The 19,624-nt window shown below is 69.6% G+C and carries 18 protein-coding genes; 4 read left to right on the plus strand and 14 right to left on the minus strand.

What is annotated here, in order from left to right:
- Positions 1 to 100: 100 nt before the first annotated feature.
- From ACPW96_RS09925 to mgrA, 7 genes are all read right to left on the minus strand, one after another.
- Positions 101 to 1,015 carry an ABC transporter substrate-binding protein gene (locus tag ACPW96_RS09925; protein WP_425820072.1) on the minus strand — a complete coding sequence of 305 codons (915 nt, stop codon included), beginning with the start codon at positions 1,013 to 1,015 and terminating at the stop codon, positions 101 to 103.
- 31 nt (positions 1,016 to 1,046) lie between these two features.
- On the minus strand, positions 1,047 to 1,784 hold the full coding sequence (locus ACPW96_RS09930) for an ABC transporter permease (RefSeq protein WP_425882899.1): 738 nt from the start codon (positions 1,782 to 1,784) through the stop codon (positions 1,047 to 1,049).
- Positions 1,781 to 2,497, minus strand: coding sequence for an ABC transporter permease (locus tag ACPW96_RS09935; RefSeq protein ID WP_425820070.1), 717 nt, complete (start codon positions 2,495 to 2,497; stop codon positions 1,781 to 1,783). Before ACPW96_RS09935 ends, ACPW96_RS09930 begins: the two co-directional genes overlap by 4 nt.
- Positions 2,494 to 3,315: an ABC transporter ATP-binding protein gene (locus ACPW96_RS09940; protein WP_425820069.1), complete on the minus strand. Its 822-nt coding sequence runs from the start codon at positions 3,313 to 3,315 to the stop codon at positions 2,494 to 2,496. The genes ACPW96_RS09935 and ACPW96_RS09940 overlap by 4 nt, the downstream gene beginning before the upstream one ends.
- A gap of 31 nt (positions 3,316 to 3,346) precedes the next feature.
- Positions 3,347 to 3,649 carry a DUF427 domain-containing protein gene (locus ACPW96_RS09945; RefSeq protein ID WP_425820068.1) on the minus strand — a complete coding sequence of 101 codons (303 nt, stop codon included), beginning with the start codon at positions 3,647 to 3,649 and terminating at the stop codon, positions 3,347 to 3,349.
- 569 nt (positions 3,650 to 4,218) lie between these two features.
- A complete protein-coding gene (locus tag ACPW96_RS09950) occupies positions 4,219 to 5,151 on the minus strand; it encodes a 4-(cytidine 5'-diphospho)-2-C-methyl-D-erythritol kinase (protein WP_425882900.1) in 933 nt (310 codons plus the stop codon).
- Positions 5,152 to 5,164: 13 nt separating this feature from the next.
- Entirely contained in the window at positions 5,165 to 6,232 is a 1,068-nt protein-coding gene (gene mgrA, locus ACPW96_RS09955) for an L-glyceraldehyde 3-phosphate reductase (RefSeq protein ID WP_425882901.1), read from the minus strand.
- 63 nt (positions 6,233 to 6,295) lie between these two features.
- On the opposite strand from mgrA, the gene ACPW96_RS09960 reads away from it, so the two are divergent.
- Positions 6,296 to 8,023 carry a stealth conserved region 3 domain-containing protein gene (locus ACPW96_RS09960; RefSeq protein WP_425882902.1) on the plus strand — a complete coding sequence of 576 codons (1,728 nt, stop codon included), beginning with the start codon at positions 6,296 to 6,298 and terminating at the stop codon, positions 8,021 to 8,023.
- On the opposite strand, the gene ACPW96_RS09965 is transcribed toward ACPW96_RS09960, so the two are convergent.
- On the minus strand, positions 7,968 to 8,912 hold the full coding sequence (locus ACPW96_RS09965; protein ID WP_425882903.1) for a phosphodiesterase: 945 nt from the start codon (positions 8,910 to 8,912) through the stop codon (positions 7,968 to 7,970). The genes ACPW96_RS09960 and ACPW96_RS09965 overlap by 56 nt on opposite strands.
- A 68-nt stretch (positions 8,913 to 8,980) precedes the next feature.
- Positions 8,981 to 9,856 carry a 16S rRNA (adenine(1518)-N(6)/adenine(1519)-N(6))-dimethyltransferase RsmA gene (gene rsmA, locus ACPW96_RS09970; RefSeq protein WP_425882904.1) on the minus strand — a complete coding sequence of 292 codons (876 nt, stop codon included), beginning with the start codon at positions 9,854 to 9,856 and terminating at the stop codon, positions 8,981 to 8,983.
- A 208-nt stretch (positions 9,857 to 10,064) separates the two neighbouring features.
- Between rsmA and ACPW96_RS09975 the strand changes: the two genes are divergently transcribed.
- Positions 10,065 to 11,510, plus strand: a complete 1,446-nt coding sequence (locus tag ACPW96_RS09975; RefSeq protein WP_425820064.1) for a sugar porter family MFS transporter — start codon at positions 10,065 to 10,067, stop codon at positions 11,508 to 11,510.
- A 4-nt stretch (positions 11,511 to 11,514) separates the two neighbouring features.
- Here the strand turns inward: ACPW96_RS09975 and ACPW96_RS09980 are convergent, their stop codons facing one another.
- The 3 genes from ACPW96_RS09980 to rsmI all read right to left on the minus strand — a co-directional run bounded on the left by ACPW96_RS09980 (position 11,515) and on the right by rsmI (position 14,991).
- A complete protein-coding gene (locus ACPW96_RS09980) occupies positions 11,515 to 12,399 on the minus strand; it encodes a TatD family hydrolase (RefSeq protein WP_425882905.1) in 885 nt (294 codons plus the stop codon).
- 90 nt (positions 12,400 to 12,489) lie between these two features.
- Positions 12,490 to 14,067: a methionine--tRNA ligase gene (gene metG, locus ACPW96_RS09985; RefSeq protein WP_425882906.1), complete on the minus strand. Its 1,578-nt coding sequence runs from the start codon at positions 14,065 to 14,067 to the stop codon at positions 12,490 to 12,492.
- An 81-nt stretch (positions 14,068 to 14,148) separates the two neighbouring features.
- A complete protein-coding gene (gene rsmI, locus ACPW96_RS09990; RefSeq protein ID WP_425882907.1) occupies positions 14,149 to 14,991 on the minus strand; it encodes a 16S rRNA (cytidine(1402)-2'-O)-methyltransferase in 843 nt (280 codons plus the stop codon).
- 23 nt (positions 14,992 to 15,014) lie between these two features.
- On the opposite strand from rsmI, the gene ACPW96_RS09995 reads away from it, so the two are divergent.
- Together ACPW96_RS09995 and ACPW96_RS10000 are read left to right on the plus strand one after the other, a co-directional pair.
- Positions 15,015 to 16,589 carry a dolichyl-phosphate-mannose--protein mannosyltransferase gene (locus ACPW96_RS09995; RefSeq protein WP_425882908.1) on the plus strand — a complete coding sequence of 525 codons (1,575 nt, stop codon included), beginning with the start codon at positions 15,015 to 15,017 and terminating at the stop codon, positions 16,587 to 16,589.
- A 114-nt stretch (positions 16,590 to 16,703) separates the two neighbouring features.
- A complete protein-coding gene (locus ACPW96_RS10000; protein ID WP_425820058.1) occupies positions 16,704 to 17,039 on the plus strand; it encodes a hypothetical protein in 336 nt (111 codons plus the stop codon).
- On the opposite strand, the gene ACPW96_RS10005 is transcribed toward ACPW96_RS10000, so the two are convergent.
- Entirely contained in the window at positions 17,036 to 17,650 is a 615-nt protein-coding gene (locus tag ACPW96_RS10005) for a MarR family transcriptional regulator (protein WP_425882909.1), read from the minus strand. The genes ACPW96_RS10000 and ACPW96_RS10005 overlap by 4 nt on opposite strands.
- A gap of 50 nt (positions 17,651 to 17,700) precedes the next feature.
- Positions 17,701 to 19,569, minus strand: a complete 1,869-nt coding sequence (locus tag ACPW96_RS10010) for a thioredoxin domain-containing protein (RefSeq protein ID WP_425882910.1) — start codon at positions 19,567 to 19,569, stop codon at positions 17,701 to 17,703.
- Positions 19,570 to 19,624 lie beyond the last annotated feature (55 nt).

Here is a 19,624-nt window from a genome sequence, read left to right on the forward strand (position 1 = left end):
CGGCGCGGTCTGGCAGCTCCCGCGGACCGCCGACGCACGCCGACGCGGAAAGGGCGGCGGATGCCGACGCATCCACCGCCCTTCTCACGCTCTCGTGAAATCAGCCGAGGTCGTTCTCGCTCAGCCACTTCGTGGCGATCTCCTCGGGCGACAACTGGTCGACCGTGCTCTGCACGTTCAGGGACACCAGTGCCTCGGGCGTCAGGGCCGCACTCACCGCGTTGATGATGTCCGCGATCTCATCGGCGACGTCGGCGTTGACCAGCGGCACGACGTTCGATGCCAGGATGAGGCCCTCGGGATCCTCGAGCACCACGAGGTCATCGGTCTGGATCCGCGGGTCGGCGGTGTAGACGTTCGCCACCTGGATCGTCCCCGCGAGCAGGTCCTCGACCGTCGTGTCACCCGTCGCCGAGAACGCGACATCCACACCGTAGGTCTCCTTGAGGCCGGTGGGTCCGTACGGACGCTCCTCGAGCTCCGGCGGTCCGCCGAGGGTGAGCGGCTCACCGACATCGGCGAGGTCGGCGATGGTCGTCAAGCCATTGGCCTCGGCGAAGGCGGCGGTGACCGTGTACGAGTCCTGGTCGCTCGCCGTCGCCTGGTCGAGCACGGTCAGGCCCTCGGGCAGCGCATCTGCGAGAGCCGCGTAGACGTCCTCGGACGTGCGAGCCTCGGTGTCTTCGTCGTACCACTGCAGCAGGTTGCCCGTGTACTCCGGGAAGAGGGTGACCTCACCGCTCTCGAGCGACGGGATGTAGGCGTCGCGCTGACCGATGTTGAACCGGCGCTCGACGTCGAAGTCGGCGTTCTCGAGCGCCTGGGCGTAGATCTCGGCGATGATCTCGTTGGAGTAGTACGCCTGCGAGCCGACGACGATCGTGTCGCCGCCACCCTCCGGGGCGCTGGTGTCGGTCGCGAGCGGGTCAGCGGATGCGCAGCCGGAGGCCACGAGGGCGAAGCCCGCGAGGGCCGCCGCACCCAGCGCGAGCTTGGACTTCTTTGCTGTGAACATGACTATCTCTTCCTGTGGGGATTGATTCGGGTCAGGGGGAAGCGGTGGCGGGAGTGCGAACGGCCGAACTCCTCTTCGGAGCGGAACGGGCATCGGATGTCCCGAGGCGGATGCCGGCCGGGACCGACGCGCGCTGGAGCACGGCGAAGATGCCGTCGAGCACGAGGGCGAGCGCGGCCACGAGGATGGCGCCCCCGAGGATCTCGTCATACCGACGGAGGTTAAGACCCTGGAAGATGTACTGTCCGAGGCCGCCCAGATTCACGTACGCGGCCAGCGTGACGGTCGCCACGACCTGGAGCGTCGCCGAGCGCAGTCCGCCCACCAGCAGCGGCAGGCCGAGCGGCACCTCGACGCGCCACAGCACCTGCCACGGCGTCATGCCCATCGCCTTCGCAGCGTCGAGGACGCGGCGGTCGATCGCCTCGAACCCGGTGTACGCCCCCGCCAGAATGGACGGGATCGCCAGCAGCACGAACGCGGTCATGGCGGCTTCGGGCTTGTTCAGCACCCCGAAGAGCAGCACGAGTAGCAGGATCAGGCCGAACGATGGAATGGCGCGCGCGGCGCCCGAGATGCCGACGGCGATCTCCCGGCCGCGGCCCGTGTGGCCGATCAGCCACCCGGCGGGGATGGCGATCACCGCGGCGATGAGCATGGCCGCGAACGTGTACGTGAGGTGCACGAGCACGGCGATCGGTATGGAGGACGGGCCAGTCCACTGCTCGGGCGCGAAGATCCAGGCGAATGCCTGCAGGAAGACGTTCATGTCCGGGCTCCCGCGGCGACGGGCTCGACAGGCCGACCCGTCGGGATGCCGTCCGTGGATGCCGTCGGTGTCGGCGTGCGCGTCTTTCGGGTCCACGGCATGAGGGCACGACCGGCCAGCATCAGAATCAGATCGACGATCAGCGCGAGCAGCATCACCGTGATGACCCCGGCGAGGATCTCGGGGATGATCCGGCGCTGGTACCCGTTCGTGAACAGATAGCCGAGGTTGGTCACGCCGATGAAGATGCCGACCGTCGCGAGTGCGATCGTGCTGACAGCCGTGACCCGCAGTCCCGCGAGCAGCACGGGACCCGAGAGCGGGAAGTCGACGGTGAAGAACCGGCGGACCGGCCCCATCCCCATCGCCGTGGCGGCCTGCCGGATGTCGGGGTCGACCGACGCCAGACCGTCGGTGACGGAGCGGACCATGATCGCGATGGCATAGATCGTGAGCGCGATCGTGAGGTTCAACTCACTGAGGGCGCTGATGCCGAGGATTCCGGGAAGGAGCCCCAGCAGCGCGATGGAGGGGATGGTGTAGAGCAGACCGGTCGACGTGAGCACGAATCCCCGCACCCGTCGGTAGCGGAAGGCCAGCCATCCGAGCGGCACGGACAGCACGAAGCCGAGCACGATCGGCGGGATGCTCTGCCGGAGGTGCTCGACGCTCAGCGCGCCGATGAGAGGGAGATTGTCGAGGATCCAGTTCACGGGCTGCCCCCCACGATGGCTCCCTGCGTGCGCCCCTCGCTGTCGACCACCACCGTGCCGCGCTGCGTCGTCTTCAGTGTCAGCGCCCGCGTGCCGCGGTCGGTGCCGATGAAGCTGGCCACGAAGTCGTCGGCGGGATTCTCGATGATCTCGCTCGGGGACCCGACCTGCGCGATGCGCGCGCCCTTCTGCAGGATGACGACCTGGTCGCCGAGGAGGAACGCCTCGTCGATGTCGTGGGTCACGAAGACGACCGTCTTGTCCAGTTCGCGCTGCAGGCGGATGAGCTCCTGCTGCAGATCGGCGCGCACGATGGGGTCGACGGCGCCGAAGGGCTCATCCATCAACAGGATGTTCGGGTCGGCGGCGAGACCACGGGCCACACCCACACGCTGCTGCTGCCCGCCCGAGAGCTGGCTCGGATACCGCGTCGCGAAAGCCCGGTCGAGGCCGACGGTGTCGAGCAGCACCATCGCCCGCTCGCGGGCCTTCTTCTTCGGAACGCCGCTCAGCACGGGGACCGTCGCAATGTTGTCGATCACGGTGAAGTGGGGCATGAGACCGGAGTTCTGCATCACGTAGCCGATGCTGCGCCGCAGCGCGACGGGGTCGCGTCCCAGCACGTCCTCTCCGTCGATCTCGATGGTTCCGCCGGTCGGATCGACCATCCGGTTGACCATGCGCAGCAGCGTGGTCTTGCCGCATCCGGAAGAGCCGACGAAGACCGTCGTCTTTCGCGAGGGCAGCACGAGGCTGAAGTCCTCGACGGCGCGCGTGCCGTCGGGGAACTCCTTCGTGACGGATCGGAACTCGATCATCGACCTGTCCCCTCCTGGCCTCCGTCGCCGACTATGCGACGACCTCGACTTCTTTCCAGAACGCCACGTACCCCGAGAAATCTTTGCCGACCCGTTCGATGGCGGTCGGATAAGGCGTCGGGTAGGCCCACGCCCGGTCTGCCAGCTGCTGACCGCCGACCTGAACCGTGTAGTACTGGCACTCGCCCTTCCATGGGCAGGTGTAGGGGGTGGGGCTCTCGACCAGCACGCCCTCCTTCACGCTCGAGGGCGGGAAGTACTTGTTGCCTTCGATGAGGATGAGATCCGCATCATCCGCCTCCGCGATCACGGTGTCACCGAGTACTGCCTTCATGAGTCCTCCTCGTGCAGCCGCGGCTGCGCCCTGGCCTTCGAGCGTATAAGACCCCGGGGACACCGGGCCGGGATGGGCGAAGACGGCGCCCGTCCGCACCGCGCGGCGTAACAAACGGCCATCGGGCCGAGCCGCCGTCGGGGCGCGCCGACCGCGCGCGCGGTGCCCCGCCGACTCCCGAGCACCCGGGCGCAGAACCGGCACCGCTCACGGGTGTGTGGGCGTCCGGCAGACCGCCGCGGCCCGAAACTGCGCCCGAGTGCCCGCCCGGTGGGTGTCCGGCAGACCGCCGCGGCCCGAAACTACGCCCGAGTGCCCGCCCGCGGGGGGTCCGGCGGGCCTTGCCCAACCGGAACTGCGCCCGAGTGCCCGCCCGCGGGGCGTCCGGCGGACCGCGGGGCTCGGGTCGACGCCTCGACAGGCTCGGCGACTCGGAGGGTTCTGTGCGCGTCCGGTCCCTGAGCCTGTCGAAGGGTCGACGCCTCGACAGGCTCGGCGACCGTGACCAGGACCGATCAGGCCGCCCGGACCTGCGCCCGAGCACTCGGCCCGAAGGCCGGACCGGGTCCTCAGTTCACGACGCGCGCGCCGGGCACCGGACCGTGCACATTGAGGGCATGGAATCCTGCGGCGCTCAGCGTGATGCGAAGATCGAGCGCGTCGTCCTCGTCCGCGGCGAGGAACGCGAGCGTGGGCCCCGACCCTGAGACGAGTCCGGCCAGGGCGCCGGAGGTCTCGCCGAGAAGGAGCACGTCGGTGAGGGCCGGCCGCAGCTGCAGCGTCGCCACCTGAAGGTCGTTGCGCAGGCTCTCCGCGAGCAGCACGGGGTCGCCGGCGCGCAGCGCCTGCAGCACCGTCGAGGCGACGACCGGGGCGCGGGAAGCGGGCATGATGTCGGTGGCCACTCTCGCTCGGTGCGCGTCGAGGCCGGCGTACACCTCGGGCGTCGACATCCCCTCGTCGCTCGTGACGAGCACCCAGTCGAAGCGACCCCGCGCGAGCGCCGCGCTCAACTGGTCGCCCCGGCCCGTCCCCACGGCGGTGCCGCCCATCAGCGAGAAGGGCACGTCGGCCCCCAGCTGCGCCGCGAGCTGCAGCAGCTGGCTCGTCGATGCCTCGATCCCCCACAGGGCGTCGCACGCGACCAGCGCGGCCGCAGCATCCGCCGACCCGCCCCCCATGCCGCCCGCCACGGGCACGCCCTTGCGCACGTCGAGGTGCACACCGCCCGTGTGGCCGGACTCCTTCGCCAGCAGCCGGGCGGCGCGGAGCGCCAGGTTGCGGTCATCCAGCGGAACGCCCGAGACATCCACCGATCCCGTCACCGAGATCGTGAAGTCCTCGGCCTCGGTCGCGAAGACGTCCTCGAAGACCGACACCGCCTGATAGGCCGTGGCGACCTCGTGGTAGCCGTCGTCCTGCACGTCGCCCACCTCGAGGAAGACGTTGATCTTCCCCGGCGCGCGCACGTGCACACCCTCCATGGCCGCTCTGAGCGTCACGTCGGACCCCGGTTCAGGCGTTCGCCGACTCGGCCCACAGGTCGACGTCGATGGACTCCGAGAGGGCGTCGATCTGCTCGATCTCGGCCATGTCGAAGGCCGGTCCGTTGAGGGCGGCGACGTTCTCGTCGAGCTGCTCCGGTCGAGAGGCGCCGATCAGGGCGGACGTGACCACCGGGTCGCGCAGCACCCACTGGATCGCCATCTGCGCGAGGGTCTGCCCACGCTCCTGTGCGATCACGTTGAGTCCGCGCAGCGCCGACAGCGCGCCCGCGGAGAGCCGCTCGCCTCCGATCGACCCGCGCTTCTGCGCCCGCTCCGCGGTGCCGTCATCGAGGTACTTCCCGGTCAAGAGGCCCTGTGCGAGCGGGGTGAACGCGATCGCGCCCATGCCCTCCTGCTTCAGCACCCCCGTCAGCCCGTCCTCCACCCAGCGGTTCAGGATCGAGTACGACGGCTGATGAATGACGAGGGGCGTGCCGAGCGATCGGGCCACCGCCGCAGCGACAGCCGTCCGCTCCGCGCTGTACGAGGAGATGCCCACGTACAGGGCCTTGCCTTGCCGCACCAGGGTGTCGAGGGCGCCGACGGTCTCCTCGATGGGCGTGACCGGGTCGACGCGGTGCGAGTAGAAGATGTCGACGTAGTCGACGCTCATGCGCTTCAGCGACTGCTCCGCGCTCGCGAGGATGTACTTGCGCGATCCGAGGTCGCCGTACGGTCCCGGCCACATGTCGTATCCGGCCTTCGACGAGAGGATCAGCTCGTCGCGGTACGGGGCGAAGTCCTCGCGCATCATGCGGCCGAAGTTCGTCTCGGCAGACCCGTACGGGGGTCCGTAGTTGTTCGCGAGGTCGAAGTGGGTGATGCCCACATCGAACGCGTGCCTGAGCACGGAGCGCTGGCGGTCGAACGGGATGTTGTCGCCGAAGTTCCACCACAGCCCGAGGGAGATGGGCGGAAGGTAGAGCCCCGAGGAGCCTACCTGTCGGTATGCGGTCGACGCGTAGCGATCGGCAGCGGCGGTGTAAGGGCGGTGGAGTTCGGAGACATCGGGGCGGAAGCGCGGGGCGTCGGTCACTCTTCGAGCCTATTGCCCGTGCGCGGAAACGTGCCGGAAACGGTCGCGGCGTAGAGTCGAGTATTGCTCGCTTCTCCTCGGGCACTCGCCCGCCCGGGGCTCGACCTCATCGAAGACGCGATGACGGTGACGAACACGCGCGCACGGAAAGAGGTCGCATTGACAGAGCTCTCGGCACTGCCGGCCACGACGCACCCCTGGGCCGCCCTGATGTCACGGGACGACGTCATCCTCGAGGACGGCTTCCTGCGCCTCGTGCACGACGATGTCACCCCCGAGAACGCGATGCAGGCGGATCTGGAATTCGTGGCGGATGTGCTCGAGCGCGCCGGGGTCGCCCTGACGCTCGTCCGCGATGAGCGGCTGCGTCCCGTGATCGTGGTGGACGGGGCGCTCCGGGCGCTCGCGATCGACGCGCTCGCGGCATCCGCGGCGACCGAGCCGTTCTACGCGAAGGTGCGCCAGACCGGGCCCGAGCCGCTCTTCGAGATGGCCGCCCCCGACCCCGTGGTCTCGGCGGTGACGCTCTTCCGGCCCCGGGTGAGCCGCAACGGATCCCTGCGCTACGGCGCCGAGTTCGGCGTTCGGCTCGAATTCTGGCGGTTCGGCGGCAAGACGGTCGAGGCACCGCGCGCCAATGCCCTGACCCGGCGGATCATCGCGACCCAGGATCTCGCATTCACGACGGTCGAGCGGTACGGGCGCACCTGGCGCGCCCTGGAGGGCATGTTCGACCGCCACCCGCGCGAGGTGACCGACGACATCGACATGGTGTTCTCGTGGGTCGACGGCTCCTCCAGTGAGTTCCAGCGCCAGCGCGCGCTTCAGATGCAGGAGTACGTCGTCGGCGAGGGGGATGACGGGGACACGCGTTATCGCCATGTCGATGAGCTCCGCTACGCCCTGCGCAGCGTGCACATGTACGCGCCCTGGGTGCGGCGCATCTTCATCGCCACGGACTCGGAGCGGCCGGCGTGGCTGGCGGATCATCCGAAGGTGACGGTCGTGCGCAGCGAGGAGTTCTTCGCCGACCCCACCGTGCTTCCCACGCACAACTCGCACGCCGTGGAGAGCCAGCTGCACCGCATCGACGGGCTCGCGGAGCACTTCCTCTACTCCAACGACGACATGTTCTTCGGCCGGCCGGTGACTCCCGAGCTCTTCTTCACCTCCGGCGGGCTCAGCACCTTCGTCGAGGCGCCCGTCCGCATCGGCGTCGGCCCGGCGCGGCTGCACCGCAGCGGCCACGACAACGGTCTCCGCGTGAACAGGAACCTGCTACGGCAACGGTTCGGTCGCATCATCACGCGCGACCTGCAGCACTGCGCGGCGCCGATGCGCCGGAGCGTCGCCGCCGAGCTCGAACGGGAGTTCGCGGATGACTACGTCCGCACCGCCGCGTCGCGCTTCCGCTCTGCGACCGACATCTCGGTGACCAACAGCCTCTACCACTACTACGCCCTCCTGACCGGCCGCGCGCTGCCGACGACACAGCCCCGGGTGCAGTACATCCAGACCACGCTGCGCGAGTCGCTCGGACAGATGGAGAAGCTGCTCGAGCGCCGGAACGTCGACATGTTCTGCCTCAACGACGGCAGCACGCCGGAGATCCCCGAAGAGGTGCGGGTGCCCGTGCTCCGGGCGACGCTCGAGCGGTACTACCCGATCCGCGCTCCGTGGGAGCTCGAAGCAGCCGAGCTCACCGGCGTCGTGGCCGATACGGCGCCCGGTCGCCTCAGTGCAGCACCGGGATGGGCGCCGTCGGCGGGTCGCTCCGCAGCGCGGAGCTGAGCGAGGGCAGGATGCTGATGCCGGCCTGGTCGAGGCGGCGCCGCGTCTCCGCGGCATCCACGAAGTCGAGCTCGCCCGCTACGTCCACCGGCACGACGGAGTGGACGATCGTGTCGTCGTAGACGTGCACCAGGTTGTAGGCCTGCGCGCCGTCGCGCCCTCGCGTGCCGCCCTGCGGCACGGTCAGGTCCTGTGTGTAGCACGTGGCCGACGCGACCGAGACGGGGATCCCCGCGAAGGTGGCGAACGTCGAGTAGTGCAGGTGCCCGGCGAGGATCGTGCGCACGTCGGTGCCCCGAAGCACGGCGGCGAGGCGTGACTGGTCGCGCAGCTCGACGGTGGCGGCCAGGTCGAGCACGCACGGCACCGGCGGGTGGTGCATCGCCAGGATGGTGCCGTAGGGGGCCGGCACCGCGAGCTGTTGCCCGAGCCAGGCGAGCTGTGCATCGCTCAGTTCGCCGTGGTGGGACCCGGGCACGCTCGTGTCGAGGGTGATGATGCGGAGACCATCCATCTCGTCGATGCGGTCGATGGGGGCGTAGGCCTCGTCGATCGCCGGCTCGTTCAGCAGCGCACGGCGGAAAGCGGCGCGGTCGTCGTGGTTTCCCATCACCCAGAACAGACGAGCCCCCAGGCGTTCGGCGAGGGGCTCGACGAGTGCGCGCAGGGCGTCGTAAGCGGCCGCCTCTCCGAGATCGGCAAGGTCACCGGTGAAGACGAGGGCGTGCGGCCGCACCCCGGACGCGTCGATGCCCGCGATCGTGCGACGAAGATAGGCCTCCGAATCGACGCGGTCGTACAGTCGTCCACCGGCGTCTCGCAGGTGCGTGTCGCTGATGTGCAGCAGCACGCGGTCGGGTCGCGGGTGCTCTGCCTGGCGCAAGGTCACGCCGAAATGTTACCGGCATGTTTCGGGAACACGGGGTGAACAGGCCGCGAATTCGCTGATCGACGCCGTCAGAGGCCGGGAACGGCGGGCCCGGCAGCATCCGGCAGTTCCTGCGCGATGGCGAGGAACTCCCGCGCGCCGAGCTCCTCCCCGCGCGCCGTCGGTGCGATCCCCGCCGCCTCGAGAACCGCGGATGCCTCGGCGGCGCTGCCGCCCAGCACACCCGCCAGCGCCTGCCTCAGCATCTTGCGACGCTGCTGGAACGCGGCATCCACGATCGCGAACGTGCGCCTCCGCTCCTTCTCGGATCCGAGCGGAGCGGCGGCCCGCTCGAACGCGACGAGCACGCTGTCGACGTTCGGCACGGGCCAGAAGACCTGACGCGAGACGTTGCCGGCCAACCGCCACTGGCCGTACCAGGCTGCCTTTATGCTGGGCGCCCCGTACGTCTTGGACCCGGGCGAAGCGGCCAGCCGCTCCCCCACCTCCGCCTGCACCATGACGACTCCGCGCTGCAGCGACGGGAAGTGCTCGAGGAAGTGCAGGAGCACCGGCACCGAGACGTTGTAGGGAAGGTTCGCCACCAGCACCGTCGGCTCGCCCGGCAGCTCGGTCACGCGCAGGGCGTCGGCATCCAGCACCCTCAGCGCGTCCGGTGCTACGCCGTGCGCCGCAGCGGTGCGGGGCAGGCGCTCGGCGAGGCGGTGGTCGATCTCGACGGCGGTGACGGATGCCCCGGTCTCGAGGATCGCGAGGGTCAGCGAGCCCAGTCCCGGTCCCACCTCGACGACGCTCTCGCCGGGGAGAACGCCCGCGACCTGGACGATGCGCCGCACGGTGTTCGCGTCGACGACGAAGTTCTGCCCGAGCTTCTTGGTCGGGGTGACATCGAGGAGCGCCGCGAGGCGTCGGATCTCCGACGCGCCGAGCAGGGTCACCGCCATCAGCCCTCGATCCCTGTTGCTGCGCGGCCAGGCGCGCGATCGGCCGCCTCCGGACGGCCCGGTTCATCGTATCGGAGGCGGTCCCCCGTGACCCCGCCTGCCCTGCCCGCGGCGCCGCGGCGATGCTCGAGTGGGTTGACATGCTCGTGGCCCGTGGGAAGTATGTGCCGCACACGCAACTCCTGCGTTTCGCGATAAGGAGGACCGCATGACATCGTCACCGGCACCGTCTTCGGAGGTCACGGTCCCCATCGGGCGTGTGATCCTGGTCTCTGCCACCGCCGCACTCGGAGGGTTCCTCTTCGGCTACGACACCGCCGTCATCAACGGCGCGGTCTCCGCCATCGGCGAACAGTTCGACGCGGGGCCCGTGCTGCTCGGCTTCGCGGTGGCCTCCGCCCTGCTCGGCTGCGCCGTCGGCGCGTGGTACGCGGGACGCATCGCCGATCGCTATGGACGCATCCGCGTCATGCTGATCGCCTCGGCGCTGTTCATCATCAGCTCGATCGGCTCGGGTCTCGCCTTCAGCATCTGGGATCTGACGATCTGGCGCATCGTCGGCGGTCTGGGCATCGGCGCCGCATCGGTGATCGCGCCCGCGTACATCGCCGAGGTGTCGCCGCCGGCGTTCCGCGGGCGGCTCGGCTCCCTGCAGCAGCTCGCCATCGTCACCGGCATCTTCGTCGCGCTGCTGACGGATGCCGGCATCGTCGCGGCGGCCGGCACGGCGACGGCACCGTGGCTGCTCAATCTGGAGGCGTGGCGCTGGATGTTCCTGTCGGCCCTTGTGCCGGCGGTGATCTACGGCGGGCTCGCCCTGACGATCCCGGAGTCGCCGCGCTTCCTGATCGCCAAGGGCAACATGCTCAAGGCGAAGGAAGTGCTGACGCGCTACGTCGGCGGCAACGTCGAGAAGACCACGACCGACATCCTGAAGACCGTGGAGGGCAAGCCGGATCGCGTCAGCGTGAAAATCCTTCGGGGCCCGAAATTCGGCCTGCTGCCGATCGTCTGGGTCGGCATCGGGCTGTCGGTGCTGCAGCAGTTCACCGGCATCAACGTGATCTTCTACTACTCGAGCGTGCTGTGGCAGGCCGTCGGCTTCACCGAGTCCGACTCACTGACGATCACGGTCATCACGTCGGTGACGAACATCGTCACGACCGTCATCGCGATCCTGCTGATCGACAAGGTGGGCCGCCGGCCCCTCCTCTTCATCGGAGCGATCGGGCAGTTCATCTGCCTCGGAACGCTGTGCTTCATCTTCGCCACCGCTCCGCTCGTCGACGTCGGGGGTGGCGTGATGCAACCCGACCTTCAGGGCGCCGCGGGGCCGATAGCGCTCATCGCGGCGAACCTCTACGTCGTCTTCTTCGGTGCCTCGTGGGGTCCGGTCGTGTGGGTGCTGCTCGGCGAGATGTTCAGCAACCGCATCCGCGCGGTCGCCCTCTCGGTCGCCGCCGCGGCCCAGTGGGTCGCGAACTTCATCATCTCGACGACGTTCCCGTCGCTGGCGGCACTCGGGCTCGGCGTCGCCTACGGCGTGTACACCTTCTTCGCCTTCGTCGCGATCTTCTTCGTGATCAGGTTCGTGAAGGAGACGAAGGGGCGCACCCTGGAGTCCATGTCCGAACAGGACCCGGTCGTCACGTAGCGGCTCAATCCTCGAAGGCGCCGTAGACGGCGAGCGTGTTCGCCGTCAGCTGGGCGCAGAGCTCGTCGAGCTCGACATCGAGTTCGCGCGCCAGAAAGCGCACCGTGTGCGGGATCAGATACGGGGCGTTCGGGCGCCCCCGTGTCGGCTCTGGCGTGAGGAACGGCGCGTCCGTCTCCACCAGGATGCGCTCCCGCGAGGTGACTTTGAGCGCATCGCGAAGATTCTGCGCGTTCTTGAACGTCACGTTGCCGGCGAAGGAGAGGTAGTACCCCTCCTCCGCGCAGGTGAGCGCCATCGCCGCATCGCCGCTGAAGCAGTGGAACACGGTGCGCTCGGGCGCGCCGACGCGGGTGAGGGTCTCGAGTACGGCGTCATGCGCGTCGCGGTCGTGGATCTGCATCGCCAGAGCGTGCTTCTTGGCCAGCGCGATGTGCGCCTCGAAGCTCTCGAACTGAGCCGGAAGACCCTCTTCGCCGGTGCGGAAGAAGTCCAGGCCCGTCTCGCCGATCGCGCGCACGCGCGGCTGCGCGGCGAGCTCGTCGATCACGGCGATCGCGTCCCCGAGCTCGCCCGCCTCGGCGTACGCGGGCGCCTCGTTGGGATGGATGGCGACGGCGGCGAGCACGCGAGGGTGGGATGCAGCGGCATCCGCCGACCAGCGGGAGGACCCGATGTCGCCGCCCGCCTGCACCACGCCGTGCACACCCACCGCGAGGGCGCGGTCCAGCTGCTCCCCCAGGCTCAGCGGCTCGTCGCCGTCGGCGATCTCGAGGTGCGCGTGATTGTCGTACACGGGCACCGCGAGAGGCACCGGTGCGGCGGGGTAGCGCAGTTCCTTGCGCCCCTCCTTGGAGCGCTCGCGGACGTACTGGCTCGGATCACTCACGTGTTCTCCCCATCCACCTTGCGCGAAGGGACGCAAACTGCGGCCATTCCGCGCTCCATGCGGCGTGTTGCGTCCCTTCGGCAACCAAGGTCAGTTCGTGGTTTCGACACGCGGGAACAGCGGCGCGAGGCCGTTCACGCTCGTGCCGGGGCGGAGCAGCCCCCAACCGCCGGCCTCTCGAATCGGCTGCTGCTGGAGCCGGCCGAGCGACTCAGCGGCACCGAGGGCGATCCAGAGCTTCTCGGTGGCGACCGGCATCACCGGCGACAGCAGCACGGCGAGCGCACGCAGGCCGTCGGCGCAGGTGTACAGCACGGTGCCGAGTCGTTCCCGCTGGCTGTCGTCCTTCGCCAGCGCCCACGGCTCGTTCTCGGTGATGTAGCCGTTCAGGGCATCGACGACCGTCCAGATCTGCGCGATCGCGTCCTGGATCGCGAAACGCTCGATCGCGGCGTCGGCCCCGGCAGCGGCATCCGCGATGATCTTCTGGATCTCCAGGTCCCGCTCGGTGAACTGCCCCGCCGGAGGAACAATCCCCTCGAAGTAGCGCTCGATCATCGCCACCGTGCGCGACGCGAGATTGCCGAAGCCGTTCGCGAGCTCCGCCTGATACCGCGCGGAGAGGTCTTCCCACGAGAACGAGCCGTCCTGCCCGAATGCGATGGCCGAGAGGAAGTAGAAGCGGTAGGCATCGGAGCCGAAGACGTCGGTGATCTCGGACGGGGCGATGCCCGTGAGCTTCGACTTCGACATCTTCTCCCCGCCGACGAGAAGCCAGCCGTGGGCGAACACCCTGCGCGGCACCTCGAGCCCGGCGGCCATCAGCATGGCGGGCCAGATCACGGCGTGAAAACGCAGGATGTCCTTGCCGACGACGTGGACGGCGGGCCACCGCCGCTCGAACTGCTCGGGATCGGAACCGTAGCCGACCGCCGTCGCGTAATTGAGCAGGGCGTCGATCCAGACGTAGATGACGTGCGACTCGTCCCACGGGACGGTGATGCCCCAGTCGAACGTCGACCGCGAGATCGAGAGGTCTTTGAGCCCCTGGGATACGAACGAGACGACCTCGTTGCGGGCCGACTCCGGCTGCACGAAGTCGGGCCGGTCGCGGTAGAGCTCGAGCAGGCGATCCTGGAACTCGCTGAGCTTGAAGAAGTAGTTCTTCTCCTGCAGCAGCTCGAGCGGCTTCGAGTGGATGGCGCACACCTTGAGGCCCTCGAAGGGTCCAGTGCCGTCGACGATCTCGCTTTCGGGCTTGAACTCCTCGCAGCCGACGCAGTACAGCGCCTCATATTCCCCGGCGTAGATGTAGCCGCGGTCATAGATCGCCTGGACGAATGCGCGCACGCGCTCCTCGTGGCGCGGCTGCGTCGTGCGGATGAAGTCGTCGTTCGCGATGTTGAGGGTCTTCAGCACCGGATGCCACGAGTCGGCCACCAGCCGGTCCACCCACTCCTGCGGCGTGGCGCCGTTGGCGGCCGCGGCCCGGATCATCTTCTGGCCGTGCTCGTCGGTCCCCGTCAGCATCCAGGTGTCATCGCCCGCCTGGCGGTGCCAGCGGGCAAGCGTGTCGACGGCCACGGTGGTGTAGCCGTGGCCGATGTGGGGGACGTCGCTCGGGTAGTAGATCGGCGTCGTGATGTAGAAGGATTCGCCGTTGGGCATACCTTCGAGTCTACGGCGGGCGGATGCGGGGCCTCCGACGTGTGACAGCGTCACAGTTCCTGCGGCGACCCTTCGACAGGCTCAGGGACCGGTGCGGTCGCGGATCGGTGGGGTCGGGGCGAGGGCCGCCTGGTAGAGCTCGCGGCTCGGGTGGCCCGTCTGCTTCGCGACCTCGGTGGAGGCATCCTTCAGTCGCGCGCCGCCGGCGACGAGCTCTCGCACGTGCGTGACGGCGTCGGGGAAGTCGACCTGCACGGCCACGGCACCCTCGACCACGATGCAGATCTCACCCTTCACGCCACCCTCCGCCCAGGCCACGAGCTCGGCCGCGCTGCCCCGCCGCACCTCCTCGTAGAACTTCGTGAGTTCCCGGCAGACGGCGACGCGGCGGTCGGCGCCGAGCGCCGCCGCCATGTCGGCGAGCGATGCCGCGAGCCGGGCCGGCGATTCGAAGAAGACCATCGTGCGGGGCTCGCGCGCGAGCGCGCGGAGCGTCAACCGGCGCTCCGCGGGCTTGCGGGGCAGGAATCCTTCGAACGTGAACCGATCGGTGGGCAGGCCGGACACGGCGAGCGCCGTGATCACCGCGCTAGGACCGGGGATGACGGTGACGGCGACGCCTCGCTCGGCGGCGGCCGCGACGACCCCGAAACCAGGGTCGCTGACGGTCGGCATGCCGGCGTCGCTGAGCACCACGACATCCGTGGTCTCGGCGAGCTCGGCGAGCTCCCCCGCCTTCTGCTTCTCGTTGTGATCGTGCAGCGCGATCATACGGGGACGGTTGACCACACCCAGGCCCGAGAGCAGCCGCTGCGTGGTGCGCGTGTCCTCGGCCGCGATGACCTCCGCGGCCTCGAGTGCCGCCACCAGGCGGGGCGAGGCGTCACCGAGGTTGCCGATGGGCGTCGCCGCGAGGATGATCACGGCCCCAGCTTAGGCTTGACCCCGTGACGTCCACCGCTGAGATGGAGCTGCCGGAGCCGCTCCTGCCGGAGGAGCGCGAGACGGCGTGGGAGCGGTGGCGCGACTCCCTGCTGGGCGACCCGAGAAGGCGGCGGCTGCTGCGCTGGCTCGTGCCCGCGCTGATCACCCTCCTGGCCGGGGTGCTGCGGATCTGGAACCTCGGGCATCCTCACGCCCTCGTCTTCGACGAGACGTACTACGTCAAAGACGCGTGGACGCTCCTCAGCCTGGGTCACGAGGCATCCTGGCCCGACAAGGCCGACGAGAGCTTCCTCGCCGGCGACACGGATGCGTACACGACCGACGGCAGCTTCGTGGTCCACCCGCCGCTCGGCAAATGGATCATCGCCCTCGGGTTGATGGCATTCGGCCCCGGCTCCGGGTGGGGGTGGCGCATCGCCACCGCGCTCGTGGGCACGGCGGCTGTGCTGGTGCTGTACCTGGTGGCGAAGCGCCTGAGCGGATCCATCGTCTTCGCCGGGATCGCCGCCTTTCTGATGGCGATCGACGGGCTCGCCATCGTGCTCAGCCGGGTGACCCTGCTCGACACGTCGCTGATGGCGTTCGTGCTCGTGGCGTTCTGGTTCGTGCTGATCGACCACGAGCGGTCTCAGGCGTCCGTCCAGGAGCTGACCCGCTTGTCGGATGACGATTCCCTGCGAGAGCTCCGCTGGGGGCCGGTGCTCTGGAACCGCCCCTGGATCGTGGCGGCCGGCGTCGCGCTGGGCGCGGCCACGGCCGTCAAGTGGTCCGGGCTGTACGCACTCGCGGGACTTGGCATCTATCTCGTCGTGACCGACGCGCTGGCCCGCCGGCGGGCCGGCGTGGCGTATTGGCCGTGGGACGCCGTTCTGCGCCAGGGGCCCGTCACCTTCCTGCTGCTCGTTCCGGTCGCGGCGCTCGTGTACGTTGCCTCGTGGACCGGGTGGCTGGTGACGGCGGGCGGCTACGACCGCACCGTGGACGCGAACCCCTTGGTATCCCTGTGGAAGTATCACGAGGCGATCTACAACTTCCATGTCGGCCTGAGGACCGAGCACGCGTATGCGAGCCCGGCGTGGCAGTGGCCACTGCTCCTGCGGCCGACCGCGATGTACTGGCACAGCGAACCGGCCGGCGAGGGAGCCTGCGCCGCCTCCAGCGGCTGCGTGCAGGTCGTATGGAGCGTTCCGAACCCCCTGATCTGGTACGCCGCCGTGGCGGCGGTGCTCTTCGTCGTGTACCGGTTCGTCCGCACGCGCGACTGGCGATACGCCGCAGTGCTCACCGGCGTCGCGATCACTTACGTGCCATGGCTGCTCTACCCGGACCGCACGATCTTCCAGTTCTATACGATCGCCATCCTGCCGTTCATGCTGCTCGCGCTGATGTTCGCGCTGCGAGAGGTGGCGGGACCAACAGGCGCGTCGGTGTACCGCCGGGCGTCCGGACAGGGCGTCGTGGTCGTCTTCCTCGCCGTGGCCGTGCTGGTCTCCGCGTTCTTCTATCCGCTGTGGACGGGGATGGAGGTGCCCTACGACTTCTGGCGCCTCCACGCCTGGGGGAACGGCTGGATCTAGCGAGAAGTCGAGCCGGCTCTGCACACCCGAACCCGATAGTCAAGGGGTCAGGGCGCATTTCCTGCGCGACGCATGCTGAGAGTGCGCACCAGTCAGCCGAACCCGGAGGCTCACATGACCGCACCGTCGATCGATCGACTCCCTCGCGCCCGCAGGATCCACTGGGTGCGGTCCGGCTCCGACCTGACCGTCGGCTACCTCGATGGCTCGTACGTCGGATGCATCGACCGCGTCCGCGACGGATTCGTACCGGTCAATGCGCACGGCGAACCCCTCGGCCGCTTCGATGAACTCGCACTGGCCAAGGCCGCGCTCGCGTCCGAGCGACGGATGGTCGTGCGCCGCGGTTCGCGGGATCACTTCGACCGGGTGGCCTTCGCCGCCGCCACAGCCACCGGCGCCGCGAGCATCCTCTTCGCCGTCACCTTCGGAGTGGTGGCCGGCTTCTAAGTCGAGCGCGGTGCGCGCCGTGCCGCCGGTGCGGCATCGGCCGGGTTCGAGGCATCCGCTTGACGTACGGCATCCGCCGGGTCCGGGGCATCGGCCGGGTCCGGGGCATCCGCCGGCTGTACGGCATCCAGTGCCGCCTGCAGGCGCGTCAGGCACTCGATCACAGTGCTCGACTCCTCGGGCGACATGTCGATCACGGCATCGAGCATGCGCGTGTGCATCTCGCCGAGCGTGCGGCGCACCTCTTCGTCGGTCTCCCGGGTCGCCACGACGATCACGCTGCGGCGGTCGCTGCGGTGCGGCTCTCGTCGCACGTGGCCGCTCTCCTCGAGCCGGTGGACCATCGCCGTCATCGACGCGGTGGAGACCCCGAGATAGCGCGCCAGCTCGTGCGGCGAGACGAGCCGGTCCTCGCGCTGTGCCTTCAGCAGGTAGCGCAGAGCGAGCAGATCGTTCTCGCCCATGTGCATCGTGGTGCGGGTGCGCCGGCGCATCGCCGCCTCGGCGGCGCGGTAGAGCCGGAAGGACTGCAGCAGCATGACGGCCCTCCGGCGGCGGGAGTCGTGATCCTCGCCGTACCAGTACCCGCTGCTCTCCGCGTTCTGTTCCATGTTCCCCCGCTCCCCGTCGAGCATCCTATGTGTCGGTCACCGCGCCCACGTCAGCTCTCCACAGCCGCGTCCAGCAGCGCGGCATCCGTCACCGGCAGGCGGCAGGCGAACGAGCGGCAGTCGTACGCCGTAGCGACTCCCCCGACCGCCCCCTTGCCCTCGAAGAGCTCGAACCCGGCCCGGGCGAAGGCCGACGCCGCAGCAGCCGAAACGATCGCCGTGACGTCGGTCCTCATGCGCCGCGCAGCGGCGACGAGGGGGTCCGACGGCCCACCGACGACGACGAGCTGCCGCGGCGGCGTCGCGAGAGAGCACGCGACCCGCAGCAGCGACCCGTGCGCCATGGGCTGGGCGATGGATGCCGCGGCCCCCTGCTGCACGAGCGTCTCGGCGAGCGCCCGGTACGACTCCCCTGCGCCAAGGAGCCAGAGGCTGAGCGCCGCCGAGGCCAGCGCCGAGCGGCCGGACGGGTGGGTTCCGTCGCTCTCGTCGGCGGGCGCGCGCAGTCCTTGCGCGGCGAGTACAGGATCGCGTGAGGCATCGACGGCCTCACCGCCCGCGTCGGCCCGCACGAGAGGCGCGATGTCGTCGACGAGCTGTCGCGCCCGCACGGCGTAAGCGACCTCGCCCGTGGCGGCGGCGAGCGCGGCCAGCCCGTCGGCCAGCAGCCCGTAGTCCTCGATCGTCGCCGGGGCGCGGGAGGGGATCTCGTCGAGGGATGCGCGGATGAGCCGGCCGTCGGGCGCGACGTTGCTCTCCAGCACGGCATCCGCGGCGCGCCGGGCGCCGTCGAGCAGGGCGGGGGCGTCCAGGCGCAGCCCTGCTCGCGCCAGCGCGCCGATCGCCAGTCCGTTCCAGCCCGTGATCACCTTGCCGTCGACGGCCGGTGGCTCGAGGGGCTCGCGGTCCACGGCATCCCGGGCGTAGTAGCCGCCCTCGCTGCGCTCTCCGTCGATCCAGGACTCCGAGTCCTGCGCCGCCCCGAAACCCCCTGACGGCTGCTGCAGCGTGTCGAGCAGGAACTGTGCGATGTCGGCCGCGACGGCATCCTTGCCCGCGTCGAGCGCGACGTCGATGAGCCCGGCGTTGTCGGTCAGCATGCGCTCGAAGTGCGGGACGGTCCAGTCCCGGCGGGTCGCATATCGGAAGAACCCGCCGTCGACGGGGTCGCGGAGCGGAGAGGCGATCATCGCATCGAGCGCGCGCAGCGCGACGGCGGATGCCCCGGGCGCGATCTCTGCGATCAGGGGCGCCTGGAGGAAGCGCAGGGCGGGCACCGTGGGGAACTTCGGGATGTCCAGCCGCGACCCTGCGGTGCCGAACCCCCCGAACTCGACGTCTTCGAGGGTCGCGAGACGCCGCGCGGCGATCGCCAGGTCATCCGATGAGGGCAGCGCATCGGCTCCCCGCCGGGACACGCCCAGGGAGGCCAGGGCCTCGGCCAGCTGCGCGGAGGTTCCTTCCACATCGGCGCGGCGCTCGCTCCATGCCTCGTGGACGGCGGCGAGCACCTGCCGGAACGACGGCATCGGCGGGTGCGGCTGGGGCGGCCAGTAGGTGCCGGCGTAGAAGGGGCGACCATCCGGGGTCGTGAACACGGTGAGCGGCCAGCCCAGGTTCTGGGTGAACGCGCTCGCTGCGGCCATGTAGGCGGAGTCGACCTCCGGGTGCTCCTCCCTATCGACCTTGATCGCGACGAAGTCGCGATTGATCTCCGCCGCGGTGTCGGCATCGGCGAAGGACTCCCGCGCCATCACGTGGCACCAGTGGCACGTCGAGTACCCGATCGAGACGAGCACCGGCACGTCCCGGCGGGCGGCTTCGGCGAAGGCCTCCGCGCCCCATGGAAACCACGCGACGGGATTGTCCGCGTGGGCGCGCAGGTAGGGGCTCACGGTGTCCGCCAGTCGCGAAGCCATGATCTAAGGCTACGCGCCGTCGCGCAGCGCGTCGCGGCGCCTGTGGGTTGCGCGG

Origin of the sequence: Micromonospora sp. DT81.3, from assembly GCF_049847225.1 — a bacterium.
In the GTDB taxonomy this organism is placed as follows: domain Bacteria; phylum Actinomycetota; class Actinomycetes; order Actinomycetales; family Microbacteriaceae; genus Microbacterium.